The sequence below is a fragment of the Bacillus sp. z60-11 genome, assembly GCF_046464135.1.
Lineage (GTDB): Bacteria > Bacillota > Bacilli > Bacillales > Bacillaceae > Bacillus > Bacillus sonorensis_A.
Genome location: NZ_JBIYSN010000001.1, coordinates 1,246,279 through 1,267,641, shown reverse-complemented (window position 1 = coordinate 1,267,641; position 21,363 = coordinate 1,246,279). Strand labels below are relative to the sequence as shown.

17 protein-coding genes are annotated in these 21,363 nt (G+C 45.7%); 11 read left to right on the top strand and 6 right to left on the bottom strand.

Annotated elements, in window-relative coordinates; genetic code table 11:
- Positions 1-71: 71 nt before the first annotated feature.
- Genes ACINLD_RS06540 through bshB2 form a run of 3 tightly spaced genes read left to right on the top strand, consistent with a single transcriptional unit; the run spans position 72 to position 1,381 of the window.
- A complete protein-coding gene (locus ACINLD_RS06540) occupies positions 72-347 on the top strand; it encodes a hypothetical protein (protein WP_026587483.1) in 276 nt (91 codons plus the stop codon).
- A 1-nt stretch (position 348) separates the two neighbouring features.
- On the top strand, positions 349-699 hold the full coding sequence (locus ACINLD_RS06535; RefSeq protein WP_026587482.1) for a YojF family protein: 351 nt from the start codon (positions 349-351) through the stop codon (positions 697-699).
- 16 nt (positions 700-715) lie between these two features.
- A complete protein-coding gene (gene bshB2 / locus ACINLD_RS06530; protein WP_077736616.1) occupies positions 716-1,381 on the top strand; it encodes a bacillithiol biosynthesis deacetylase BshB2 in 666 nt (221 codons plus the stop codon).
- 31 nt (positions 1,382-1,412) lie between these two features.
- Here bshB2 and ACINLD_RS06525 read toward each other — a convergent pair whose 3' ends face one another.
- A complete protein-coding gene (locus ACINLD_RS06525; protein ID WP_026587480.1) occupies positions 1,413-2,774 on the bottom strand; it encodes an MATE family efflux transporter in 1,362 nt (453 codons plus the stop codon).
- A gap of 1,099 nt (positions 2,775-3,873) precedes the next feature.
- On the opposite strand from ACINLD_RS06525, the gene ACINLD_RS06520 reads away from it, so the two are divergent.
- The 6 genes from ACINLD_RS06520 (at position 3,874) to odhB (ending at position 13,320) form a co-directional block, all read left to right on the top strand.
- Entirely contained in the window at positions 3,874-5,178 is a 1,305-nt protein-coding gene (locus tag ACINLD_RS06520) for a LysM peptidoglycan-binding domain-containing protein (protein WP_410206952.1), read from the top strand.
- A gap of 105 nt (positions 5,179-5,283) precedes the next feature.
- Positions 5,284-5,877: a superoxide dismutase family protein gene (locus ACINLD_RS06515; protein WP_026587478.1), complete on the top strand. Its 594-nt coding sequence runs from the start codon at positions 5,284-5,286 to the stop codon at positions 5,875-5,877.
- Between the two features lie 106 nt (positions 5,878-5,983).
- Positions 5,984-6,874 (top strand): ATP-binding protein, encoded by an 891-nt coding sequence (locus ACINLD_RS06510; protein WP_026587477.1) that lies wholly within the window; start codon positions 5,984-5,986, stop codon positions 6,872-6,874.
- A 10-nt stretch (positions 6,875-6,884) separates the two neighbouring features.
- On the top strand, positions 6,885-8,798 hold the full coding sequence (locus ACINLD_RS06505; protein WP_026587476.1) for a vWA domain-containing protein: 1,914 nt from the start codon (positions 6,885-6,887) through the stop codon (positions 8,796-8,798).
- A gap of 401 nt (positions 8,799-9,199) precedes the next feature.
- Positions 9,200-12,034 (top strand): 2-oxoglutarate dehydrogenase E1 component, encoded by a 2,835-nt coding sequence (gene sucA, locus ACINLD_RS06500; protein WP_026587475.1) that lies wholly within the window; start codon positions 9,200-9,202, stop codon positions 12,032-12,034.
- Between the two features lie 14 nt (positions 12,035-12,048).
- On the top strand, positions 12,049-13,320 hold the full coding sequence (gene odhB / locus ACINLD_RS06495) for a 2-oxoglutarate dehydrogenase complex dihydrolipoyllysine-residue succinyltransferase (RefSeq protein ID WP_026587474.1): 1,272 nt from the start codon (positions 12,049-12,051) through the stop codon (positions 13,318-13,320).
- A gap of 32 nt (positions 13,321-13,352) precedes the next feature.
- On the opposite strand, the gene ACINLD_RS06490 is transcribed toward odhB, so the two are convergent.
- Entirely contained in the window at positions 13,353-14,324 is a 972-nt protein-coding gene (locus tag ACINLD_RS06490) for a bile acid:sodium symporter family protein (RefSeq protein ID WP_026587473.1), read from the bottom strand.
- 210 nt (positions 14,325-14,534) lie between these two features.
- On the opposite strand from ACINLD_RS06490, the gene ACINLD_RS06485 reads away from it, so the two are divergent.
- A complete protein-coding gene (locus ACINLD_RS06485; protein ID WP_410206951.1) occupies positions 14,535-15,875 on the top strand; it encodes a sodium-dependent transporter in 1,341 nt (446 codons plus the stop codon).
- A 248-nt stretch (positions 15,876-16,123) separates the two neighbouring features.
- On the opposite strand, the gene ACINLD_RS06480 is transcribed toward ACINLD_RS06485, so the two are convergent.
- The 4 genes from ACINLD_RS06480 to ACINLD_RS06465 form a co-directional block, all read right to left on the bottom strand.
- Complete coding sequence (locus tag ACINLD_RS06480; protein ID WP_026587471.1) at positions 16,124-16,654, bottom strand: hypothetical protein; 531 nt, start codon at positions 16,652-16,654, stop codon at positions 16,124-16,126.
- Between the two features lie 441 nt (positions 16,655-17,095).
- On the bottom strand, positions 17,096-17,239 hold the full coding sequence (locus ACINLD_RS06475; protein ID WP_163170560.1) for a hypothetical protein: 144 nt from the start codon (positions 17,237-17,239) through the stop codon (positions 17,096-17,098).
- A gap of 28 nt (positions 17,240-17,267) precedes the next feature.
- The gene (locus ACINLD_RS06470) at positions 17,268-18,095 is read right to left on the bottom strand and encodes a superoxide dismutase (RefSeq protein WP_410206950.1); all 828 of its coding nucleotides are present in this window, start codon (positions 18,093-18,095) and stop codon (positions 17,268-17,270) included.
- Entirely contained in the window at positions 18,082-19,980 is a 1,899-nt protein-coding gene (locus ACINLD_RS06465; protein ID WP_077736618.1) for a prenyltransferase/squalene oxidase repeat-containing protein, read from the bottom strand. Before ACINLD_RS06465 ends, ACINLD_RS06470 begins: the two co-directional genes overlap by 14 nt.
- Before the next feature lie 390 nt (positions 19,981-20,370).
- On the opposite strand from ACINLD_RS06465, the gene ACINLD_RS06460 reads away from it, so the two are divergent.
- Positions 20,371-21,315 (top strand): aldo/keto reductase, encoded by a 945-nt coding sequence (locus tag ACINLD_RS06460; protein WP_026587468.1) that lies wholly within the window; start codon positions 20,371-20,373, stop codon positions 21,313-21,315.
- The last annotated feature ends 48 nt before the right edge of the window (positions 21,316-21,363 follow it).

The window sequence follows — 21,363 nt, the reverse complement described above, 5'->3', positions numbered from 1 at the left end:
TTTTCAAGAAACGCCGATCATGTATAATTAAAAACATGACCTAAAAAAGGATGTGGAGGTCGATTTCAGCTATGGAGAACGATCATGAACTTTTCAAGGCTTATGTGACCCTCTGGAAGAACCGCACGATGAACGGAGAGGGGATGGAAACGCTTTTCCAGGCAATTGATGATGAACTAAGCGACCTTAGAACACATCCGAGGCTTAGAAAAACGCAATTTGAAAAATACTTCCAATGCGTCCGGCGCATTACAAACTCCGCTTTGGAAACGGATGTGAAGCTCAAACTGATTGAACTGCATACAGAACGTCTGCAGCTATTAACAAATGGAGAAAGCAGGGAGTAACATGAAAGCAATCAATATGGAAGAAGTGCAGGCTTCTTTACAAACATTCCTACACCAGCCTGTCTATATTCATTTGGAGACGACGACCGGGTCTTATTCTGCCCATAAAGACGAGCAGAACATGACGGTGGTTGCTTATATCAGAAATGCGAAGGTCGTCTGCTCCCGCGCAAAAATAACGGGGACCGGGCCTTATCGCACAGGTCTTAAAACAGAAGACGGCTGGATTTACGCAGAAGGCCTCACAGATTATACAATCGATGATGAAGGGCGGCTGCTTCTTGCCGGTTATTTGCCGGGCGGCAAGCTTGCCATTTCGCTTCAAATCAGCAAAAAGCCATTTGCAGTCTAAAAAGAAGGTGTTATAAATGGAAAAGCATTTATTAGTGATTCTGCCGCATCCCGATGACGAATCATTCGGAGTGGCCGGCCTGATTGCCTTAAACCGAAAAGAAGGCATACCCGTGACCTATGCGTGTCTGACGCTGGGTGAGATGGGAAGGAATATGGGGGATCCGCTTTTTGCCAATCGGGAAACCCTGCCGATGCTCAGAAAACAGGAATTAATCAACGCGTGCCGGGAAATGGATGTTCAAGATCTGCGCATGCTCGGTTTTCGCGATAAAACACTCGAATTTGAAGATGAAGAAAAGCTGGCCGATCAAATCGAGGCTGTCATCGATGATGTCCGCCCGAGCCTGATCGTGACATTTTACCCCGGACACGGCGTACATCCCGATCATGATGCATGCGGAGAAGCGGTCATCCGCGCCTTATCCCGCAAAAAGAAAGAAGACCGGCCGCGGGTTTTATGCATGGCGATCACCCATCACAGGGAAGAAGTTCTCGGCAAGCCCGATGTCGTTCTAGATGTCAAAGGTGTTGCAGATGTGAAAATGAACGCTTTAAAAGCGCATAAATCGCAAACGGGAGGCTTGCTGAAAGAGATAGAGAAAAAGCTTGAGAATGGTGAGCCCGTCGTAGAAACATGGTTTGAAAAAGAGGCATTTTGGACCTATCAGTGGGATGATTGATACACAAGAAAAAGGTATAGAGCGCCATGCTCTATACCTTTTTTAAATGCTGTTGGAAACGGTTTTGAATGAATCTGAGCCTGAAGAAAAGCCCGACCGCTCCGGCGGCAAGCCCCGCGATGAGGCCGATCCAATAACCGTACGCTCCAAACGCAGTATACGTCCCGACGAGAAAACCGACGGGGAGCCCGATGATCCAATAGGAAACAAGGGCTGTGACAAGGGTGTAGTTGACATCCTTATACCCTCTGAGCGCTCCTTGAATCGGTGCTGCAATGGCATCTGAAAGCTGGAAAAACAAGGCGTACAGTAAAAAGTGCTTTGTCAGAAGCAAGACATTGTAGTCTGTCGTATACATTCCGGCGATTTGCTGTCTGAACAATAAAATCGCAAGTGCGGTGAACAACGAAAACCCGATCGCAATTGAAATGCCGAGATAGCTGTATGCCTTCGCATCCTTAAAACGTTTTGCCCCGGCTTCAAAGCCGACGACGATCGTCAAAGTCATTGAGACGCTGAGCGGCAGCATATAAAGAAGCGAAGCGAAATTCATCGCTGCCTGATGGGAAGCGATTGTCACCGTGTCAAAATGGCTCATCAGCAAGGTCACGGCCGCAAAAATACTCGTCTCAAAGAAGATGGCAAAGCCGATGGGAAGGCCGATTTTCAGCAGATTCAAGCTTTCGGTAAAGGAAAACCGATAGAATGTCCTGAAAACCCTAAACTGATAAAAAGGCGTTTTCTTATGAACGATGAATAAGGAAATCAAGCATATGCACCAATAGGTTAAAGCGGAAGCCAAGCCGGCTCCGGCTCCTCCCAATTTAGGAAATCCGAAATTCCCGAAGATAAATAGGTAATTTAACACAAAATTAATCGGCAAAGAACATAGAGTAATCAGCATGGTCACTCTCGTTTTGCCGAGTGAATCAATAAAGCAGCGCATCACGTTGTACACAAACAGCGGCAATATGCCAAGCCCGAGATAGGACAAATACTGCTTCGCGATAAGGGATACCTTAGCTTCAAGCTGAAGCATTTCCAGGATTGGATCAATCATCAAAAAACCGCAAGCCATAACAAGAACGCTGATAAGTCCCGCCACATAAATCGATTGAATCACAGTGTACGGAACATCCTTTTGCTTTTGGGCTCCCATCAGCTGGGCGACGATGGGCGTGACAGCCGTCAAAATTCCGGCCAGTCCCGTATAAACAGGTGTCCACAAACTGGACCCGATGGCAACGCCGGCGAGATCAGACGCACTGACTTTTCCGGACATCACCGTGTCTAGAAATGTCATGAAAGACAAGCCTGCCTGTGTGATCAGGATCGGAATTAAAATCGTGATAAACTGTGTCGCTTTTCCCCTTAAATCCTTCGTTTCCCTCATTTTAAGTTCCCCGTTTCTTTTGGATAACGAGAGAAATTATAACACGATATGTATAAAATTCAATCAATGTCTGCTTAATCTTTTTTTGTCTTAAACATCTGCACATAAATAAACGATAAAGAAATGACACCCAAAAGGGAAAATACATATTGACACGCTTTTTGAATGGTCACGGTATCACCTCCTTCATGATTATGATGCGGCATAAGAGATGGAAGAATACAGAAAAACGACAAAAAGTATCCCAGACAAACTTCACAATTCATTTCAATTTATCAGCCGAAAATTGCCGAATGGGTCATTTCGTCTATTAAGTCAAAGGGTTTTATAAGTTATAAGTTACATATTTCGATTCATCGTTTTGTCATAATAGGTTTTTAGAACTGAAATTTAATGCGATCAAACGACGTTTGATCTAAGGAAAAGACACGCCTTATTCCGGATGTTGGCAAAAAAAATGTATGATATAGTCAATTTATGATCTCTACGAAAAGTTTCATGGCGAAAAATGGTTGATTCTGATCGGGATTTGGTCATAGAGGCGGTTGATGGAAATGGACAGCTGTTTTTTCAGAAAAAGGTTGAGAGACAGCGAAACAATGCCCATCTGATTGCCTGACCGTCTTTGGACACGAACATGTTTGATATTGATAAAGTTTAATTTGAAATGCTCGGAAACTTGAACGATCAGCGATTTTCAGAACTTTAAAGTTTTCGTCCGGGCCTGCCCTCATCTGTTCCCGCGGTCTTCATTTTGAAATAGAGCAGGAGATGAAAAGCATATCCATTCCGCCCCGTCCATTTGGAATCACGCAGGTTTGTTAAAAAGCGTTGATTTTTGTCAATGTGTCTATCAGTCCGTATTTTCGATATAAAAATTGTAAAAAAGCAAAAAACTATTAAAAAACAATAAAATCAGCCGATACAAATCGTGAATTGCATTTGTGCTTAAGAGTATAAAAGGGGGATTTTGGCCAAAGGACAAACATATGGTGATCAGATCACCCGCTGTTTGTTGCCGGGCTTAGATCTTAAGCAGCGGCAAATGTAATCTCATACATAGAGAGAACAAAAAATGAAAACGGGAGGTTCATAGGTTATGAAGAAGAAGATAGCAGCAGGTCTGGCGGCCTCTGCGGTAGTTGGAACTTCATTGGCTGCGTCACCCGCAGAAGCCCAGACCATCAAGGTAAAAAGCGGTGATTCGCTATGGAAACTGTCGACCGAGTTCAACACAAGCGTTTCCGCTCTGCAAAAAGCCAATCATCTTTCATCTACAGTTATTTATGCCGGACAAACCCTGGAAATTCCGGACAGCACGTCAAAAAGCAGCACAAAAGCCAAAAGCTCAAGCGCAAGTTCGAGCAAAAACTCAAAAACATCTACCTACACGGTTAAATTGGGAGATTCTTTGTGGCTGATTGCAAACGACTACAAGACGAGCGTGAATGAGATCAAAAGCTTAAACGGTTTAAGCAGCGACATCATTTATCCTGGCCAAAAGCTGATTGTGAAGGGAGGCGGAAAAAGCAGCAGTTCAAGCAGCAGTACGAAGTCATCCAGCGCCAGCTCCTCTTCGAAATCGAAAAGTTCAAGCAGCTCAAGCAGCACGTACAAAGTCAAACTAGGAGATTCCTTATGGAAAATTGCCAATGGTTTGAATATGACAGTTGCCGAAATCAAAACGCTGAACGGTTTGAAGTCGGACACCATTTACCCGAACCAAGTCCTTAAAGTGAAAGGGACCGCTTCCGGCGGCAGTTCATCTTCGGGTTCGTCTTCACATTCTTCATCAAGCAAATCGAGCACAAGCAGCAGTTCTAAAACGACGACATATACTGTCAAGCCCGGAGATTCCTTATGGAAAATCGCCAACTCGCTGAATGTGACGGTACAAAGCATCAGAGAAGCCAACAATCTGAAAACAGATGTCTTACAAATCGGACAGAAGCTGAAAGTATCCGGTGCGTCAAAGTCGGCAACATCGGGAAGCTCTTCATCCAAGACATCGAACTCCTCGGTTTCCAGCGGCACTTCGACAAGCGCAAAAGTCGAGCGCATGATCGCAGAAGCGGAGAAGCAGCTGGGCGTGCCGTACAGATGGGGAGGCAACAATCCATCAGGATTTGATTGCAGCGGCTTTATTTATTATGTGCTGAACAAAGTCACGTCTGTCTCAAGATTGAGTGCAGCTGGGTATTGGAATACAATGTCGCCTGTCAGCCAGCCTTCAAGAGGAGATTTCGTTTTCTTTTCAACATATAAAGCAGGCCCTTCACACGTAGGGATCTACCTGAGCAACGGAAAATTTATCAATGCCAACGATTCCGGCGTCTCCATCAGCGATATGAACAATTCGTATTGGAAACAGCGCTATCTTGGTGCAAAGCGCTACAATTTTTAAAAGCCATTTTATATGGCTTTTTTGTTTTAAAGACGGCTTAACGAAAGGTTTATCAGATCCCCCCGTTGTCTAAACTAAATGGAAAAAGATAAGGGGGATTTCGCATTGAACCGATCATTCACCGTACTGCTGGCGGGTTTACTCATTTGTTCGCTAACGGCATGCGCACAGCAGAAAGACCTTGAAAAAAAAGACGCCGACGAAGAGCATACGGAAACATTTGAACCAATGACACAGCCTTTAAAAGTGCCTCTCATTAAACGCGACGGCACGAAGACCGGTTTTATAGAAGTGTCTGAATCGGCTGAGGAAGGCCTTGATATCAGGGTCAGCGCCCATCATTTGCCGCCGGGGCTGCTCGCTTTTCACATCCATGAAACAGGAGAATGCCGGAAGCCCGATTTTGAAAGTGCCGGCGCTCATTTTAACCCTTCACAAAAAGAGCATGGCTTCAATAATCCGAAGGGACATCATGCGGGTGATCTGCCCAATATCGAAGTAGGGGCAGACGGCAAAGTTGATGTTGTAGTGAATGCACCAGATGTCAACTTGGACAAGTCAAGCAAATTCAGCCTGCTTGATCATGATGGAAGCGCGTTTATCATTCATGAGCACCAGGATGACGATCTGACAAATCCGTCCGGAAACGCCGGCGATCGAATGGTGTGCGGCGCTCTTTCGAATAAGAGCAAACATTAACCGTTAGGTGCGGCGGGGCAGCAGTCATATATATTGAGGACTTTGGCTTATTTTTAGTATACTCGTATAGAAGAAGACGTTTTTGAAGAAAGGAATTTTACAACTTATGAAATATGACCTGCACGAACTAGAGCTGCCCGAGAAAATTAAGGAGCGGCTGATTCAGTCTGCCGCCAAACCGGCCGGCCCGGAATTTCAATCTTTGATCGGGTCCCCCGGCTATGAAGCGGAGGACAGCGCTGTTTTAGAAGATGCGATGATCGCGCTGTCACTGGGAAAAAACGTTTTGCTAAAAGGGCCTACAGGCTCTGGAAAGACAAAACTTGCCGAAACGCTTTCCGCTTACTTTCAAAAACCGATGCATAGTGTCAACTGTTCGGTCGATCTTGATGCGGAAGCGCTTGTCGGCTATAAGACGATCGAAAACACAGACGGGAACGCCTCGATTGAATTTATTGAGGGGCCTGTTACGAAATCGATGAATCACGGACACTTTTTATATATTGATGAAATCAACATGGCCAAACCGGAAACCTTGCCTATCTTAAACGGAGTTCTCGACTATCGAAAAATGATGACAAACCCGTTCACCGGCGAAGTGGTCAGAGCAAAAGACGGATTTGGCGTGATTGCGGCGATTAATGAAGGATATGTGGGAACCGTTCCATTGAACGAGGCATTAAAAAACCGCTTTGTCATCATTGAAGTGCCCTACATTAAAGGCGATCTGCTGCGGCGGGTGCTTGAAACACAATCCGAATTAAAGGACGCAAAGCTCATCAGCCAGTTTGTGACATTGTCCGGTGATTTAATGACGCAAGCGCGCAACGGCCAGGTGTCTGAAGAGGCAGCATCGATCAGAGCGCTCCTGGATACCTGCGATTTGGCGGCCTATATACCGCCGCTTCGTGCGATCGAACGCGGCATCGTGGAAAAGCTGGACGATGAGCGGGAAAAAGCGGCTGTCCGCAATATTGCCCAAACATTGTTTGAATGAGGGTTCCTATATGAGGTTTATAAAATTCAATGACAGCAAGATTGATTCTTTTCTGTTTATGGAGCTCACGGACTTAGCCAAGACCTTGGCGAAAAGCGATCAGGTCGAAGTGGAGTACGGCGTTCAGTCCTATTACAATCCGTTTGAAAAAAAGATTTATATGAGTCATTTTTGGAAAGACCGCGCCTATCAGGATATGGTCGATGGACTGAAAAGCGATGTCTACCTTCGGGCAGTCGGAACCCGCTACAGCTCAATGAACGAATGTTCCAACATGCTGGACGCCGTCCGGCATTTGCAGTTTAAGAGTTTAGCAAAGCAGCTGTTTATGCTTTTTGAGGATATCAGAATCGAAGAGTCTATTAAGCGGGAGCGTCCGGGCACAAAAGCGGTATTCACAAGCCGCAGAAACATGTACCGAAAGCATTTTGCGACTCAGCTGACCTTGAATTTGGAGCGGAGTATTTTTACGGACGCCTTGTTTTGCGCAATCTATGTCAAGCTGACGGCCGAGTCCCCGCTTGAAAGCATCCCTGATATCCATGACTCAATCGATCCGATGAAAGGCTGGATTGAAAACGAGCTTAGCCGCGTATATGAAACACACTCTACGAAAGAGACAGCTGCAATTGTAAAGACATTAATGGAAGGTTTTGAAGAAGTTCTAGAAAGAGATATGCTGAATACGTATTTCTTTTTTCCTGAACTCGATTACGAAGAGGTTGATGAAGAAAACCTTTTCCATGATTTAAAAGCAAAGCCCAAACTGAGCGAAGATCTCACACTTGAAGAAAAAAGCGCCGGTGACGAAGATGTCCATGACGAAGAAATGCCGACCTGGCACAGGGAAACAGAAGCACCGGCCAAAAGCTTTCTGCAGTTTGACCTCGAACACGGTGCAAAAACGGATATCATGGGCGGCGCTTTAAGAGAAGGGGAAGACGGCGACCAGGCGCTCGGTTCAGTACAGGGAACGGCGAAGCAGACGAAACGAAAAGACTATTCAAAACTGGAATCGCTTGAAGCTGTACAAGACGAACCGAATGCCGGAGGAACGGCCGGCGGCAAAGAAAACCGCTACGCTTTTTCCATTTTTAAAACGCCTGAGAAGCCTGCAAGTGAAGAGGTTTTGCAATACCGCAGCCAGGCAAAATCAATCGAATCGTATCAAAAGCGGCTCAAACAGATGATCCAAAAAACACTGGAGCACAAAAAAACGCTGCCGAGGACTGACCTGCACGCCGGAAGGCTGAACAATAAGCTGCTGCGGTACTTTACAGAACGGAATCCGCGCCTTTTTTACAAAAAACAAGAACCGTCAACCGAAATCGACGCTGTTTTTACTTTGCTTGTCGATTGTTCGGCAAGCATGCATGACAAAATGGCGGAGACGAAAAGGGGCATCGTACTGTTTCATGAAGCGCTTAAATCAGTGTCCGTCCCTCATCAAATCGTCGGTTTTTGGGAGGACACGAATGATGCGACAGAGACGAGCCAGCCTAACTACTTTCACATGGCGGTCTCGTTTTCCGATTCCTTAAAAGAAGGAGCCGGTCCGCACATCATGCAGCTTGAACCGGAAGAGGACAATCGGGACGGCTATGCGATCAGGCAGATGACGAACATGCTTGTTCAAAGAAGCGAAGCGCAAAAATTCCTGATCGTTTTTTCAGATGGAGAGCCGGCTGCTTTCAATTATGAACAAAACGGGATCGTCGACACCCATGAAGCGGTGATGGAAGCGAGAAAACGAAACATTGAAGTCATCAATGTGTTTTTGTCGAACAGCGAAATCGAAGAATCGCAAATTAAAACGATCCAGGATATGTACGGAAAATACAGCCTCTTCGTCCCTGACGTCGACCAGCTTCCTGATGTGCTGTATCCGCTGTTAAAAAAACTGTTGAACAAAAGTATAGGTTAGAGAAAACAGATGGCTCAAGCTCTTTAGCCATCTGTTTTTTATGCCGATAAAAAGGAAAGTAGCGAAATTTTTATTATCTTTAACAACTTTAATTTTGAAAATCGCTGTTGAAAACAGCACAGCACATTCAGGATGTTAAAAAACAGCCGAAAGGGGAAAAATAAGGAATGAATGAATCTTTTGCCAATGGTTTATACTCTGAAAGTTCGAAATTATAAATTTTCTTATTTTTCAAGACGATTTTTTAATTTTATTTGAACAATCTGTGTAGAAACGATTCACAAACAGTGGTAAAATATACGTGGAAGCGTTTTTATTACATATTTCTGGGCATAGGGTTCAGAAGATATATTAAGATAGTGAATTGTTCACTTGATAATTAGGTTGGGGGTAATGTTCAAATGTTTCAAAATCAAATGAAACAAAGAATGACTTGGGAAGAATTTCACGGTCCGAACCTCGGCTACGTGCTGGAGCTTTATGATCAGTATGTCAGGGATCCGGAAAGTCTGGAGCCTGATTTAAAAGAGATGTTTGACGATCTCGGAGCTCCCCCGGGCGACATAAGGGCCGCCTCTGAAACACAAGGAGAGGCAAATTTTACGGCTGAATCTATTGAAAAAATCGCATCGGCAATAAAACTTGCAGAAGATATTAGAACCTATGGCCATCTCAACGCTTCCGTCAATCCATTGAGAAAAACGCAAGACAAACAGGAGCTTTTTCCGCTTGCCGAGTACGGTTTAACCGAGGAGGATGTGGAAAGAATTCCGGCATCGGTGATATGCAAAGATGCCCCTAAAGAAGTCACAAACGGTTTAAAAGCCATCCAGTACTTAAGGAACACATACAAAAAGTCGATTTCTTTTGAGTTTGACCATGTGCATATTTTTGAAGAGCGCAATTGGCTGATGAAAAAGATCGAATCGGGGGAATTATTCGCCCCGAAATCAAAAGAGAAATTAATAGAAGTGTTAAGAAGACTGACGGAAGTTGAAGGTCTTGAACAGTTCCTCCACAAAACATTTGTCGGGCAGAAACGTTTTTCAATCGAAGGTCTTGATGCGCTTGTGCCAATGCTGGATGATATTATCGCCGAGTCGGTTTCTTCCGGAACGACAAACATTAATATCGGAATGGCGCACAGGGGGCGTCTCAACGTTCTGGCGCATGTGCTGGGAAAGCCGTATGAAATTATTTTTTCCGAATTCCAGCACGCTCCGAACAAAGATCTTGTCCCGTCTGAAGGCTCAACCGGAATCAACTACGGCTGGACAGGTGATGTCAAATACCACCTTGGCGCCAACCGGCAGATTCAGGATGAACAGACAAAAACGGCGCGCATCACGCTGGCCAACAACCCGAGCCATCTTGAGTTCATCGATCCGATCGTAGAAGGCTCGACTAGGGCTGCGCAGGAGACGAGAACAGAAAAAGGCTATCCGGTTCAAGACGTCAAAAAATCCATGGCGATTTTGATCCACGGAGATGCGGCGTTCCCTGGGGAAGGAATCGTCGCAGAAACGTTGAACTTAAGTCAGCTGAAGGGCTATCAGGTCGGCGGAGCGATCCACATCATCGCCAACAATATGATCGGCTTTACAACGGAAAGCAACGAATCCAGATCGACGAAATACGCCAGCGATCTGGCAAAGGGCTTTGAAATTCCGATTGTCCATGTGAACGCAGACGATCCTGAAGCTTGTCTTTCAGCGGTGCAGCTCGCAGTCGAATACCGCGAGACCTTCAACAAGGACTTTTTGATTGATCTGATCGGCTACCGCCGTTTCGGGCATAATGAAATGGATGAACCGGTGGCGACGCAGCCGAGGCTGTACGATGCGGTCAAAAAGCATCCGACGATCAAAACCATTTTTTCAGAAAAACTGATCGATAAAGGAATCATTGAAAAAGAGGCGGTTCAAAAAATTCAAGATTCGGTTCTGAAGCGTTTGGAAGATGCGTACCGAAAAGTGCCGGCCAAAAAAGAAGACATGACACATGAAATCGTCCTGCCGGAGCCGGTTTCCAACGGATTCCCGGAGGTCGACACATCCGTTCATTTTGATCTCCTGCGCAAAATAAACGAAGAGCTCATCGCATGGCCGGAAAACTTCAACGTTTTCGGAAAGTTAAAACGAATTCTCGAAAGGCGCGCCAAAGCGTTTGAGGATGACCGAAAAGTCGACTGGTCTTTGGCGGAGGCGCTGGCGTTTGCTTCGATTTTGAAAGACGGCACACCTGTAAGGCTGACCGGCCAGGATTCAGAACGCGGCACATTCGCACACCGCAACCTTGTCCTTCATGACAGCAAGACAGGGGACGAATTCATTGCGCTGCATCACCTTGCAGATACGAAAGCGTCATTCGCGGTTCACAACAGCCCGCTTTCTGAAGGATCTGTCCTTGGCTTCGAATACGGTTATAATGTTGCTTCACCGGAAACGATGGTGATCTGGGAAGCGCAGTTTGGCGATTTTGCAAACGCGGCACAAGTGTACTTTGATCAGTTTATTTCCGCAGGAAGGGCGAAATGGGGGCAGAAATCAGGACTTGTCGTCCTCTTGCCTCACGGGTATGAAGGTCAAGGGCCTGAGCATTCCAGCGGCAGAACGGAGCGCTTTTTGCAGCTTGCAGCAGAAAATAACTGGACCGTTGCCAATCTGACAAGCGCCGCTCAATACTTTCATATTTTAAGAAGGCAGGCGAAGATGCTTCTCCGCGAGGAAATCCGTCCGCTGATCATCATGACGCCGAAAAGCCTTTTGAGAAATCCAAATACAGTCTCGGAAGTTCAGGAGCTGAGCGCCAGCACCTTTAAGCCGGTATATGAAATGTCCGGTCTGAACCATCAATATGATAAGGTGACACGCCTCGTCCTATCGAGCGGTAAAGTATCGATTGATATCAGTGATTACTTTAATAAGATGGAAGCTGAAAAAGACTGGCTCCATATTGCACGGGTTGAAGAGCTCTATCCTTTCCCAGCGAAACACATCAAGGCGCTCTTCAGCAAGCTGCCGCATTTGGAAGAGATCGTCTGGGTTCAGGAAGAACCGCAAAATATGGGAGCGTGGAACTATATTGAGCCTTATTTAAGAGAAGTCGCTCCAAATGGTGTTAAAGTGCGTTATATTGGCAGAAGAAGACGTTCCAGTCCGGCAGAAGGGGATCCGACCGTTCATAAGAAGGAACAGGAACGTATTGTATCTGATAGCTTGACTCGCAAAAACTAAGGGGGAACTAAAAGATGGCGGAAATTAAAGTACCTGAACTAGCGGAATCAATTTCAGAAGGAACGATAGCCCAATGGCTGAAACAACCGGGAGACTATGTAGAACAAGGGGAGTTCCTGCTGGAGCTGGAGACGGATAAAGTCAATGTCGAATTGACGGCAGAACAGTCCGGTGTTCTTCAGGAAGTGCTGAAAGATTCCGGTGACACGGTTCAGGTCGGCGAAGTGATCGGCACGATTTCAGAAGGCGAGGGAGAAGGAAAAGCATCCTCCGCTCCTCAGCCTGACGTTCAAAAAACGCCTGAGGATTCAAAAGGAGAGGCGGCACAGGAAACAAAAGCCGCGGCACAGGACTCAAGTGCTCAAACGGAGAAAGAAAAAGCGAGAACCATCGCTTCTCCGGCTGCCAGAAAACTTGCCCGTGAAAAAGGCATTGATTTATCAGAAATCCCTACCGGCGATCCGCTTGGCAGGGTCAGAAAACAGGATGTCGCATCCTACCAAAAACATGAGCAGCCGCCAAAAGCCCAAGCCGAACCAAAACGTGAAGCGCAGGCACCGGCCGCTAAGACTGAAGATTCGGCGAAACCTGTCGAACGGCAAAGAATGTCGCGCCGGAGACAGACGATTGCCAAACGCCTTGTTGAAGTTCAGCACACCGCCGCTATGCTGACGACTTTTAACGAAGTGGATATGACGGCTGTCATGAATCTCAGAAAACGCCGAAAAGATCAATTTCTCGAACAGCATGAAGTGAAGCTCGGCTTCATGTCATTCTTCACAAAGGCCGTTGTCGCCGCTCTGAAAAAATACCCGCTTCTCAATGCGGAAATTCAAGGCGACGAGCTTCTCATCAAAAAGTTTTATGATATCGGCATCGCGGTTGCCGCTCCTGACGGCCTTGTCGTCCCTGTCGTTCGCGATGCAGACCGGAAAACCTTTGCCGATATTGAAAAAGATATCGGAGAGCTTGCGAAGAAAGCGCGAAGCAATAAATTGGCGCTCTCAGAACTTCAAGGCGGTTCATTCACGATTACAAACGGAGGAACGTTCGGTTCACTGTTGTCCACTCCGATTTTGAACAGCCCGCAAGTTGGCATCTTGGGAATGCACAAAATCCAGCTTCGTCCTGTCGCCATTGATGAAGAGCGTTTCGAAAACCGACCGATGATGTACATCGCGCTTTCTTATGACCACCGGATTGTCGATGGCAAAGAAGCGGTAGGCTTTTTGGTTACCATTAAAAATCTGCTGGAAGATCCGGAACAGCTTCTGTTGGAAGGATAAATCGAGAAAAAAAGCTTTGACCGTTATATCGGTCAAAGCTTTTTATTTAACATTCGCGGGGCAGGAGAATGGACGTCATTCTTCTCGCGTTTTGACCAGTATGTCGCAAGCCACGATCCTGAAAGGTTATGCCAGACACTGAAAACCGCGCTCGGGACGGCGGAAAGCGGGGAGAAATGAGCGGTGGCAAGCGCAGCTCCGAGTCCGGAATTTTGCATGCCCACTTCAATCGCGACGGCTTTTTGCGAAGCATAATCCATTTTAAAGCATTTGGCTAAAATAAAGCCGAGAAACAAGCCGAGGCCATTATGAAGAACGACGACCGCAAAAATCAGCAGCCCTGATTGTATAATATTTTCCCTGTTGCCACCGACGACTGCGGCGACGATGGCGACAATCCCGATGACCGAGACAAGCGGCAGGGCCTGAACCGCTTTTTCGACCTGTTTTTTAAAGAAAAATTGGACGATCAGTCCTGCTAAAATCGGCAGAAGCACCGCCTGCAAGATCGAGATGAATAGCGATCCGGGAGATACGGGAAGCCATTCCTTCGCAAAAAATAAGATGAGAAACGGTGTCAAAAAAGGCGCCAGCAAAGTGGACACCGTCGTGATGGCGACAGACAGCGCCGTGTTGCCTTTTGCCAAAAATGTCATGACATTTGATGCCGTTCCACCTGGACAGCATCCGACCAAAATGACGCCGACTGCAATTTCAGATGGCAGACCGAGTCCATAGGCTAGTCCAAAGGCGATCAAAGGCATGACAGTGTATTGCACAATGACGCCGAGCAGCACCTGCAGCGGGTTTTTCAACAGTTCTTTGAAATCATCTGCTGAAAGCGTCAATCCCATGCCAAACATGATCACCCCGAGCAGAATGGTAATATAAGGGCTGATCCATGTGAAAGAGGAGGGAAATGCAAATCCCAGCACCGCGAATAAGATCACCCAGATGGCAAACGTTTTTCCTGTAAATTGGCTGATTTTAGCTAAAAGATTCATCAATCAAAACTCCTCACTCGTAGAAAATGTGACATTCCCCTATTATAATTAATATTCTGAATAATTCAATATAAAATAATAATAGACAATAAATATATTATGTAAACTGAAAGAAATATTTGAAAACCTTGACGAATTCGTTTATCATTTTTAAAATGATAGTTTGTAGCCTGTTGTGCAAATAGTTTTAATAGAAGAAGAGGTGCTTTAGTGGAAAATAAACAAAATATATGGTCATCAAAGCTCGGATTTATTTTAGCTTCGGCCGGCTCGGCAATCGGGCTAGGCGCGATATGGAAGTTTCCTTATGTTGCCGGAACCAGCGGCGGCGGAGCTTTTTTACTTATTTTTATCCTTTTTACTTTATTGGTTGGACTTCCTTTATTATTGGCTGAATTCATTATCGGCAGAAAGACTCAAAAAGACGCCGTTGAATCATACAAGGAGCTGGCTCCAGGTTCGCTTTGGCATTGGATCGGGCGGCTCGGCATTATTACGTGCTTTATTCTGCTGTCTTTCTATAGTGTTGTCGGCGGCTGGATCATTATTTATATTTTCAAAGGTTTAACAGGCGAATTATCAAGAAACACGGACTTTGCCAACCTCTTCGGGGAAACGATTTCAAATCCTTATCTCGTTTTGGCGAGCCAGCTGATCTTCATCATCATTACGATCCTGGTCGTCGCAAAAGGAGTCAGAAGCGGAATTGAAAAAGCGAGCAAGTTTATGATGCCTGCTCTGTTCATTATTTTTCTGCTTTTGATCATCCGCTCGGTCACATTGCCGGGTTCGATGGAAGGGCTTGAATTTTTCTTGAAACCGGACCTTTCACACATCAAAACCGAAACGATTCTGTTTGCAATGGGGCAGTCGTTCTTCTCATTGAGTGTCGGTGTTTCCGTTATGGTGACGTACAGCTCGTATTTATCTAAAAAGGAAAACCTGGCGCAGTCGGCGCTTTCGGTGACATTGTTAAACGTATCTGTGGCTGTTCTTGCGGGTATCGCCATTTTTCCCGCCGTGTTTTCTTTCGGCCTATCTCCGGATGCGGGTCCGATGCTGTTGTTTAACGTGCTGCCAACCGTTTTTCATCAGATGCCTTTAGGGATCATCTTTTTATTGGCATTCCTTGTGTTATTTTTATTTGCGACATTGACCTCGGCTTTTTCAATGCTTGAAATTCTTGTTTCATCCTTATCAAAAGGTGATTCGAAAAAAAGACAGGTTTTTTCATGGGTCGGAGGCATTGCGATTTTCCTCGTCGGTATTCCTTCAGCACTTTCATACGGGGTGCTTCAGGATGTAACGATTTTCAATCTGTCCATTTTTGATGCGGCGGATTTTCTCGTCAGCAATATTTTAATGCCGCTCGGCGCTTTGCTCATCGCCGTGTTTGTGCCGCTGAAAATACCGAAAGAAGAACTTTTTGCCGAATTGAAAGAAGGCTCTAAAATCAGCAGAAAATTGTTTGCAGCCTGGCTTCTGTTGATTCGCTACGCAGCTCCAGTCGTCATTATTGTCGTCTTTTTGGACGTCATCGGCGTATTCTAAGATTGAATTGTTGATAAGGCCGGATAAATCCGGCCTTTTTTTCATGCAGACAGTTGCGAGCCCATCGCTTAGGTCAGCTGTGTCTTCTTTTCTCGGCGATTTGATCGGTAAGGGGAAGTGTTTGATGAAAGGGCATGGAAGGGAAAAGGCGTCTGTTTTTCTGGTGCGGAAATATAAAAAAAGCTTGCCGGTGAATTCGTTTTTTACGATTTTACCAGCAAGCAGAAGAGGGGATACCTTGACTTTGATTAAGGCTTACGGAATGTTACAGTTTGTCCGTTTCGATCAAACCAGCCTTTAAAGGCCCAGTTAATCCAGCCGCCGTCTCCTTGGTTTGTAAATTGTCCGCTTTCAAATACCCAAATGCCGTAAATCACGCCATGATAGTTGGCAGATCCATAAAATTTAACTCCTCTTAAACCATTATGATAGCCTTGGCTTAAGTTGAACACCATGACATTATATCTTTGCCCTGCAGAATAAAAAGCGGTTTCCATGCAGTTTTTGACGAAACCGCTGCGGTTATTGCTTTGAACGATAGCATCCCTAATCGAGTTTCCGATTCCTAAGAGATCGAGGCCGATGCTTAAATCAATAGCAGAAGTTTTAAACTGTTGTTTTTCCTGGTTCAATGACTGATTGAGAGATGTGGGTACAGACATAGAAGGTAAGGTTGTAACAGAACTGTCCGTATGTTTTGATTCTTTCGCTTCTGATAAGTACGGCAGACAAGTCACACCGAGCATTATGGCTGTAAAGAAAGCAAACATTTTTTTCATGATTAACCCTCCTAAAATAAAATTGCCATTTTTCGAAAAACTGGCCAGCTGAATCAGACAAACATCGACAGTTTGATCATTTATTTCCTCCCTTCTTGTAGAATAGCTTAACGATTTTTGGAATTAGAGGAATGAGGAAAAATGATTATTTTCCAAATAAATCAAAAAACGTTCACATTTCATACTTAAGGCATGAATTTGGGATATATGGATCGACTGAGATTCGGTATTTCATAAAGGAATGATTAAAATAGCAGATTCAGAAGGGTGTATGGTTGTGGGATTTCTCTCCCAACTCCGCCTCAGCAATCTCCGTGTTATCGGTTATAACAATCCTCAAGATAAACTGGGATATTTAAACTTTTACTTGACACCTTATTACATACGATAGAGGTTTAAGAGAAATAGATACGGTATTGAGAGTGAAAAGGTATCGGCACTTTAGCTCGATTCGGCCAGTGTCGTCGGCTGCCTGGCGCCGAGAAGAGAAAGGTGTGAGAGGAAAGGCTCGTCCGCTTTTTGAGGCAAGTCTTTGACGGGGAGGCCGATGTCCGGCGCAACTACCGAAACAAAACAGGACTTCAATAGCTGAAGTCCCGCCATTGAATTTGAATCAGAACGGCTCCCATTGAACTCGTTTTGCTTGGGCAAAGCGTCTTTCCGGCTCTCTCCAGTCAACGACATTCCACCAATTATCAACGTATTTTGCCCTTTCATTTTGATATTGAAGGTAATATGCGTGCTCCCATACGTCGAGCGGAAGCAGGGGAATTACGTCCCACTGGCTCATGAACTGATGTTTTTCAGCGATCAGAATTTCCAGGCGGTGTGAACGGGGCGCCCAGACAAGGATAGCCCAGCCGACACCTTCCACATGTTTGGCCGCTTCAGAAAACTGTTGCTTAAATGCCGAATAGCTTCCAAAAGAGCGGTTGATCATCTCCAGCAATTCACCTGTAGGCTTTCTTTTTCCTTTTGGATTCATTGCATACCAAAAAATCGTATGCAGATAATGTCCGGCTCCATGAAAGGCAAGCTCCCTTTCCCAGTGATTCACAAGCTGAAAATTTTTCGTCTGCCGCGCCTTTTGCAGTTCCCGCTCGGCTTTATTCAGTCCGTCGACATAGCTTTGGTGGTGTTTTGTATGATGCAGAAACATGATCTCTCTTGAAATATATGGTTCAAGCGCTGAGTACGAGTAGGGCAGCCTTGGCAGACGGTGGCCGCCGATCGGCACCATCCTGAATGACTGACGGTCGGATTGAGCGTGCCGGCCAACGGCTTGATATACGGCTTCCGCTTGTTCATACCATTCCTGTTCGGTCGCATTCGGATCATCCAGTGAACGAAATAACGTTTCTAAACAAGAATCATGTTTCACCTGTTCCTTCATTTCCCTTGCCCAGGATGTCAATTCCTCTTTATATTCATTTCGGTTCAACGTTCTCCCCCATTTCCATTTGTTTAATAAACGCGTTTGAAGCAAGCAGTGAAAACACATAAGGATAGCTGTGGTAGCGAATGTAAAACTGTTTGGGCAGTCCGATGCCTGTCGGATAGTCAAGATGTTTTGACTGGCGCCTATCATCATCGATGAGAAAGCGAATTCCTTTTTGAATCAACGGCTGGTCAGGGGCCTCATATTGCAGCAAAGCCTCCAAAGCCCATGCTGTTTGAACGGCGGTGCCGTAGGGAAGAGGTGAAAAGCTTTTTGTTTCACAGCTTTTGCACGATTCCCCCCAGCTGCCATCAGCAAGCTGTATCGATTTAAGCCATGTGATGGCTTTTTTGACGGCAGGGTGTTCGCCTAAGACGCCGACGGCTTTCATTCCGGTCAAGGCCGCCCATGTTCCGTAGATATAACAGACACCCCAGCGGCCGTACCATGAACCGTTTTCTTCCTGATTCTGAAAAAGCCATTTTAAGGCGCTTTTGACAGCCGGATGATTCTTGTTAAATCCTGCTTTTATTCCAAGCAGATGCAAAACGCGACCGGTCAGATCCGCTGTCGACGGATCAACCGCCGCTTCAGCGGCCGATTCGATCGGCAGATTGCGAATGATGGGATGATTGACGTTTTTTTCGAAAGCTGCAAATCCTCCGTCTTTGTTTTGCATCGATAACAGCCATCTAAGGCCGCGATCCCAATCAGCAGGACCGTTTTGGCGGGGAATCGCTTTTAGTGCGGCTTCTGTATCATCCAGATCAGGGTTGTTGGTGTTTATATCTGAAAACCCCCACCCGCCGGGAATGGCGTAAGGGTTGAAGACAGCCCAATCCGCTCTTTTAACATGCTGTCTTTTTTGCAAGTAATCAGATGCTGATGTGATGACAGAGCTTTTTTGCGGCACCCCTGCATCCTGCAACGCAAAACTTGCCAAAGCCGTATCCCACACGGTAGAGGTTGAATTCTCCAAATAAAGACCTTCACCGCCGCACGGAGTTGTAAGATGCTTGATACCGCTGACTGCTTTTTTGATGATGGGCGCATGTTTTGAAATACCCATGGCCAACAGACTGTAGATCATGAATATCGTTGCGCTGGCATAGCTGTACAGTGTTCCATCTCCTTCAATTCTGTCCAGCATATATTTTCTCCCCGCTTCAAATCCGAGCTGCTGTACATAAGCCGGCCATTTGAAGAGCTCTTTCCATTGCAGACGAAATGAATAAAAGCTTCGTTCATCTAAATAATCGATATTGAGCCAATCTAAAGGGTTTTTTGACATGCTTTCATCCAGATGGCGCAGTGAGCCGATCCGTTTATTCTTTAAGGCGAATTTTCGATTGAACGTGATGGCCATCGGTACAAAATGAATTCTCGCGTAAGTGCTGAAATGGTAAAAATGCAGCGGGAAATAGGGAGGGATGAGCAAAAAAGACAGCGGGATATAAGCTTTTGGCCACGGATACAGCCCATTTGCGGCAAGCATCCATTTCGTCATAAAGTGGATATGCTTCAATCCGCCCTCAGATTTGATGAACGCTTCAGCTTTCTGCATGTGCTCTTCATTCCGGCTGTAGAGGCCGGAAGCAAGCATCCCCGTGTACCCCTGCACGGTTGCAGTTAAATTTCCGCGCGGTTCATCAGGGTAATTCCGAAACGTTCCATCTTCGCTTTGCTTTGAACGGATCCGCCTGGCGAGACTTGTGATAAGAGAAGAATCTTGATCTTCAAGAGAAGTCAAAAGAAGAATGAAAAAGCTGTTTGTCATCACCGGTCCTTCAAAGCAAAACCTCCATGATCCATCGGGCTCCTGTCTGCTTTGAAGCTCTGTCACGATCTTTTGCCTGAAAGCTTTTACGTCCTCTAGCAAAGAACACATCCTTCTCATCTCCTTCATATTACTGTATTCATTCGGGAAATGTGTCATGCCAATGGACGGGCAACAAATCTCTTTCAGGTCGTCAGGTAAAACTGAATCTTCTAGCCGGCTGAAAGGTCTTCAACAAACGATCCGGCGGGAAACGCTTGCGGCAACAGGGTGAACATGATCTGAAAATAGAAAAAGGCAGCTCTGAACCATAGAGTTCAAGCTGCCGTTATACGATCGGTTTTAGGCCGCATATTTTTGGACCCACGATTACATTAGAATAACTCAATGACAAAAATAAGTCTATCATTTTCATGATATTTTCTATATCGTGGACTATGCTGATGAAAGCAGCCCTGCAAAGTGGAGCTCCAGCAGGAATTATCAATTTGAGGTGGGAAAATGAAAAAACGAAAATTAGGCCGGTTAGAGGTATCTGCTATTGGGCTCGGCTGTATGAGCATGTCCGAATTTTACGGAAAAGCGGATCGCGGCGAATCGATCTCAACTATTCATAAGGCGCTTGATTGCGGCGTGAATTTCTTCGATACTGCTGATATGTACGGCATGGGCGACAATGAAAAACTATTGGGCAAAGCATTGAAAAATCGGCGAAAAGAAGCGATTGTCGCCACCAAATTTGGAGTTGTCCGCGATCAGCAAGGGAGAGCGGCGGGGCTGAATGGAAACCCCGATTACGTAAAAAAATCCGTTGATGAAAGCCTGCTGAGGCTTGGCATGGAATACATCGACTTATATTATCTGCACATTCCTGACCCGGATGTGCCTATAGAAGAAACAGTCGGAGCGATGGCGGACCTTGTCAAAGAAGGGAAAGTCCGCTTCCTCGGTCTTTCGAATATAGATCAAGAACGCTTGGTTCGCGCCAATAAAGTCCATCAGATGACAGCGCTGCAGTCAGAATATTCATTGTGGAACCGTGATGTGGAGGCGGTGCTGCCTGCAGCACGGAAGCTGGGTATTGGCATTGTCGCCTACAGTCCGCTTGGAAATGGTTTTTTAACAGGAAAAATCAGACAGATTGACGATTTTTCCGCCGATGATATCAGGCGGCGATTCTCCAGGTTTCAAGGGGAGAACTTTCATAAAAACCTTCAGTTATTGACAGTGCTTGAGAAGATTGCCTTTCATCAAAACGCATCACCTTCTCAAATTGCGCTCGCCTGGGTATTGGCTCAAGGAAACGATATTGTCCCGATTCCCGGAACGAAAAGACGAAAATATCTTATTGAAAACAGCGGTGCTGTTGACATCACATTAACACAAAAAGACCTTGAACAAATCAATAAGACTGCCAATCGATTCTTTGTCAAAAGTGAGCTTTAGACAGGGGGGTGTCTATCATGCCGGTCAACCTTGATCCGCAGACCGGCG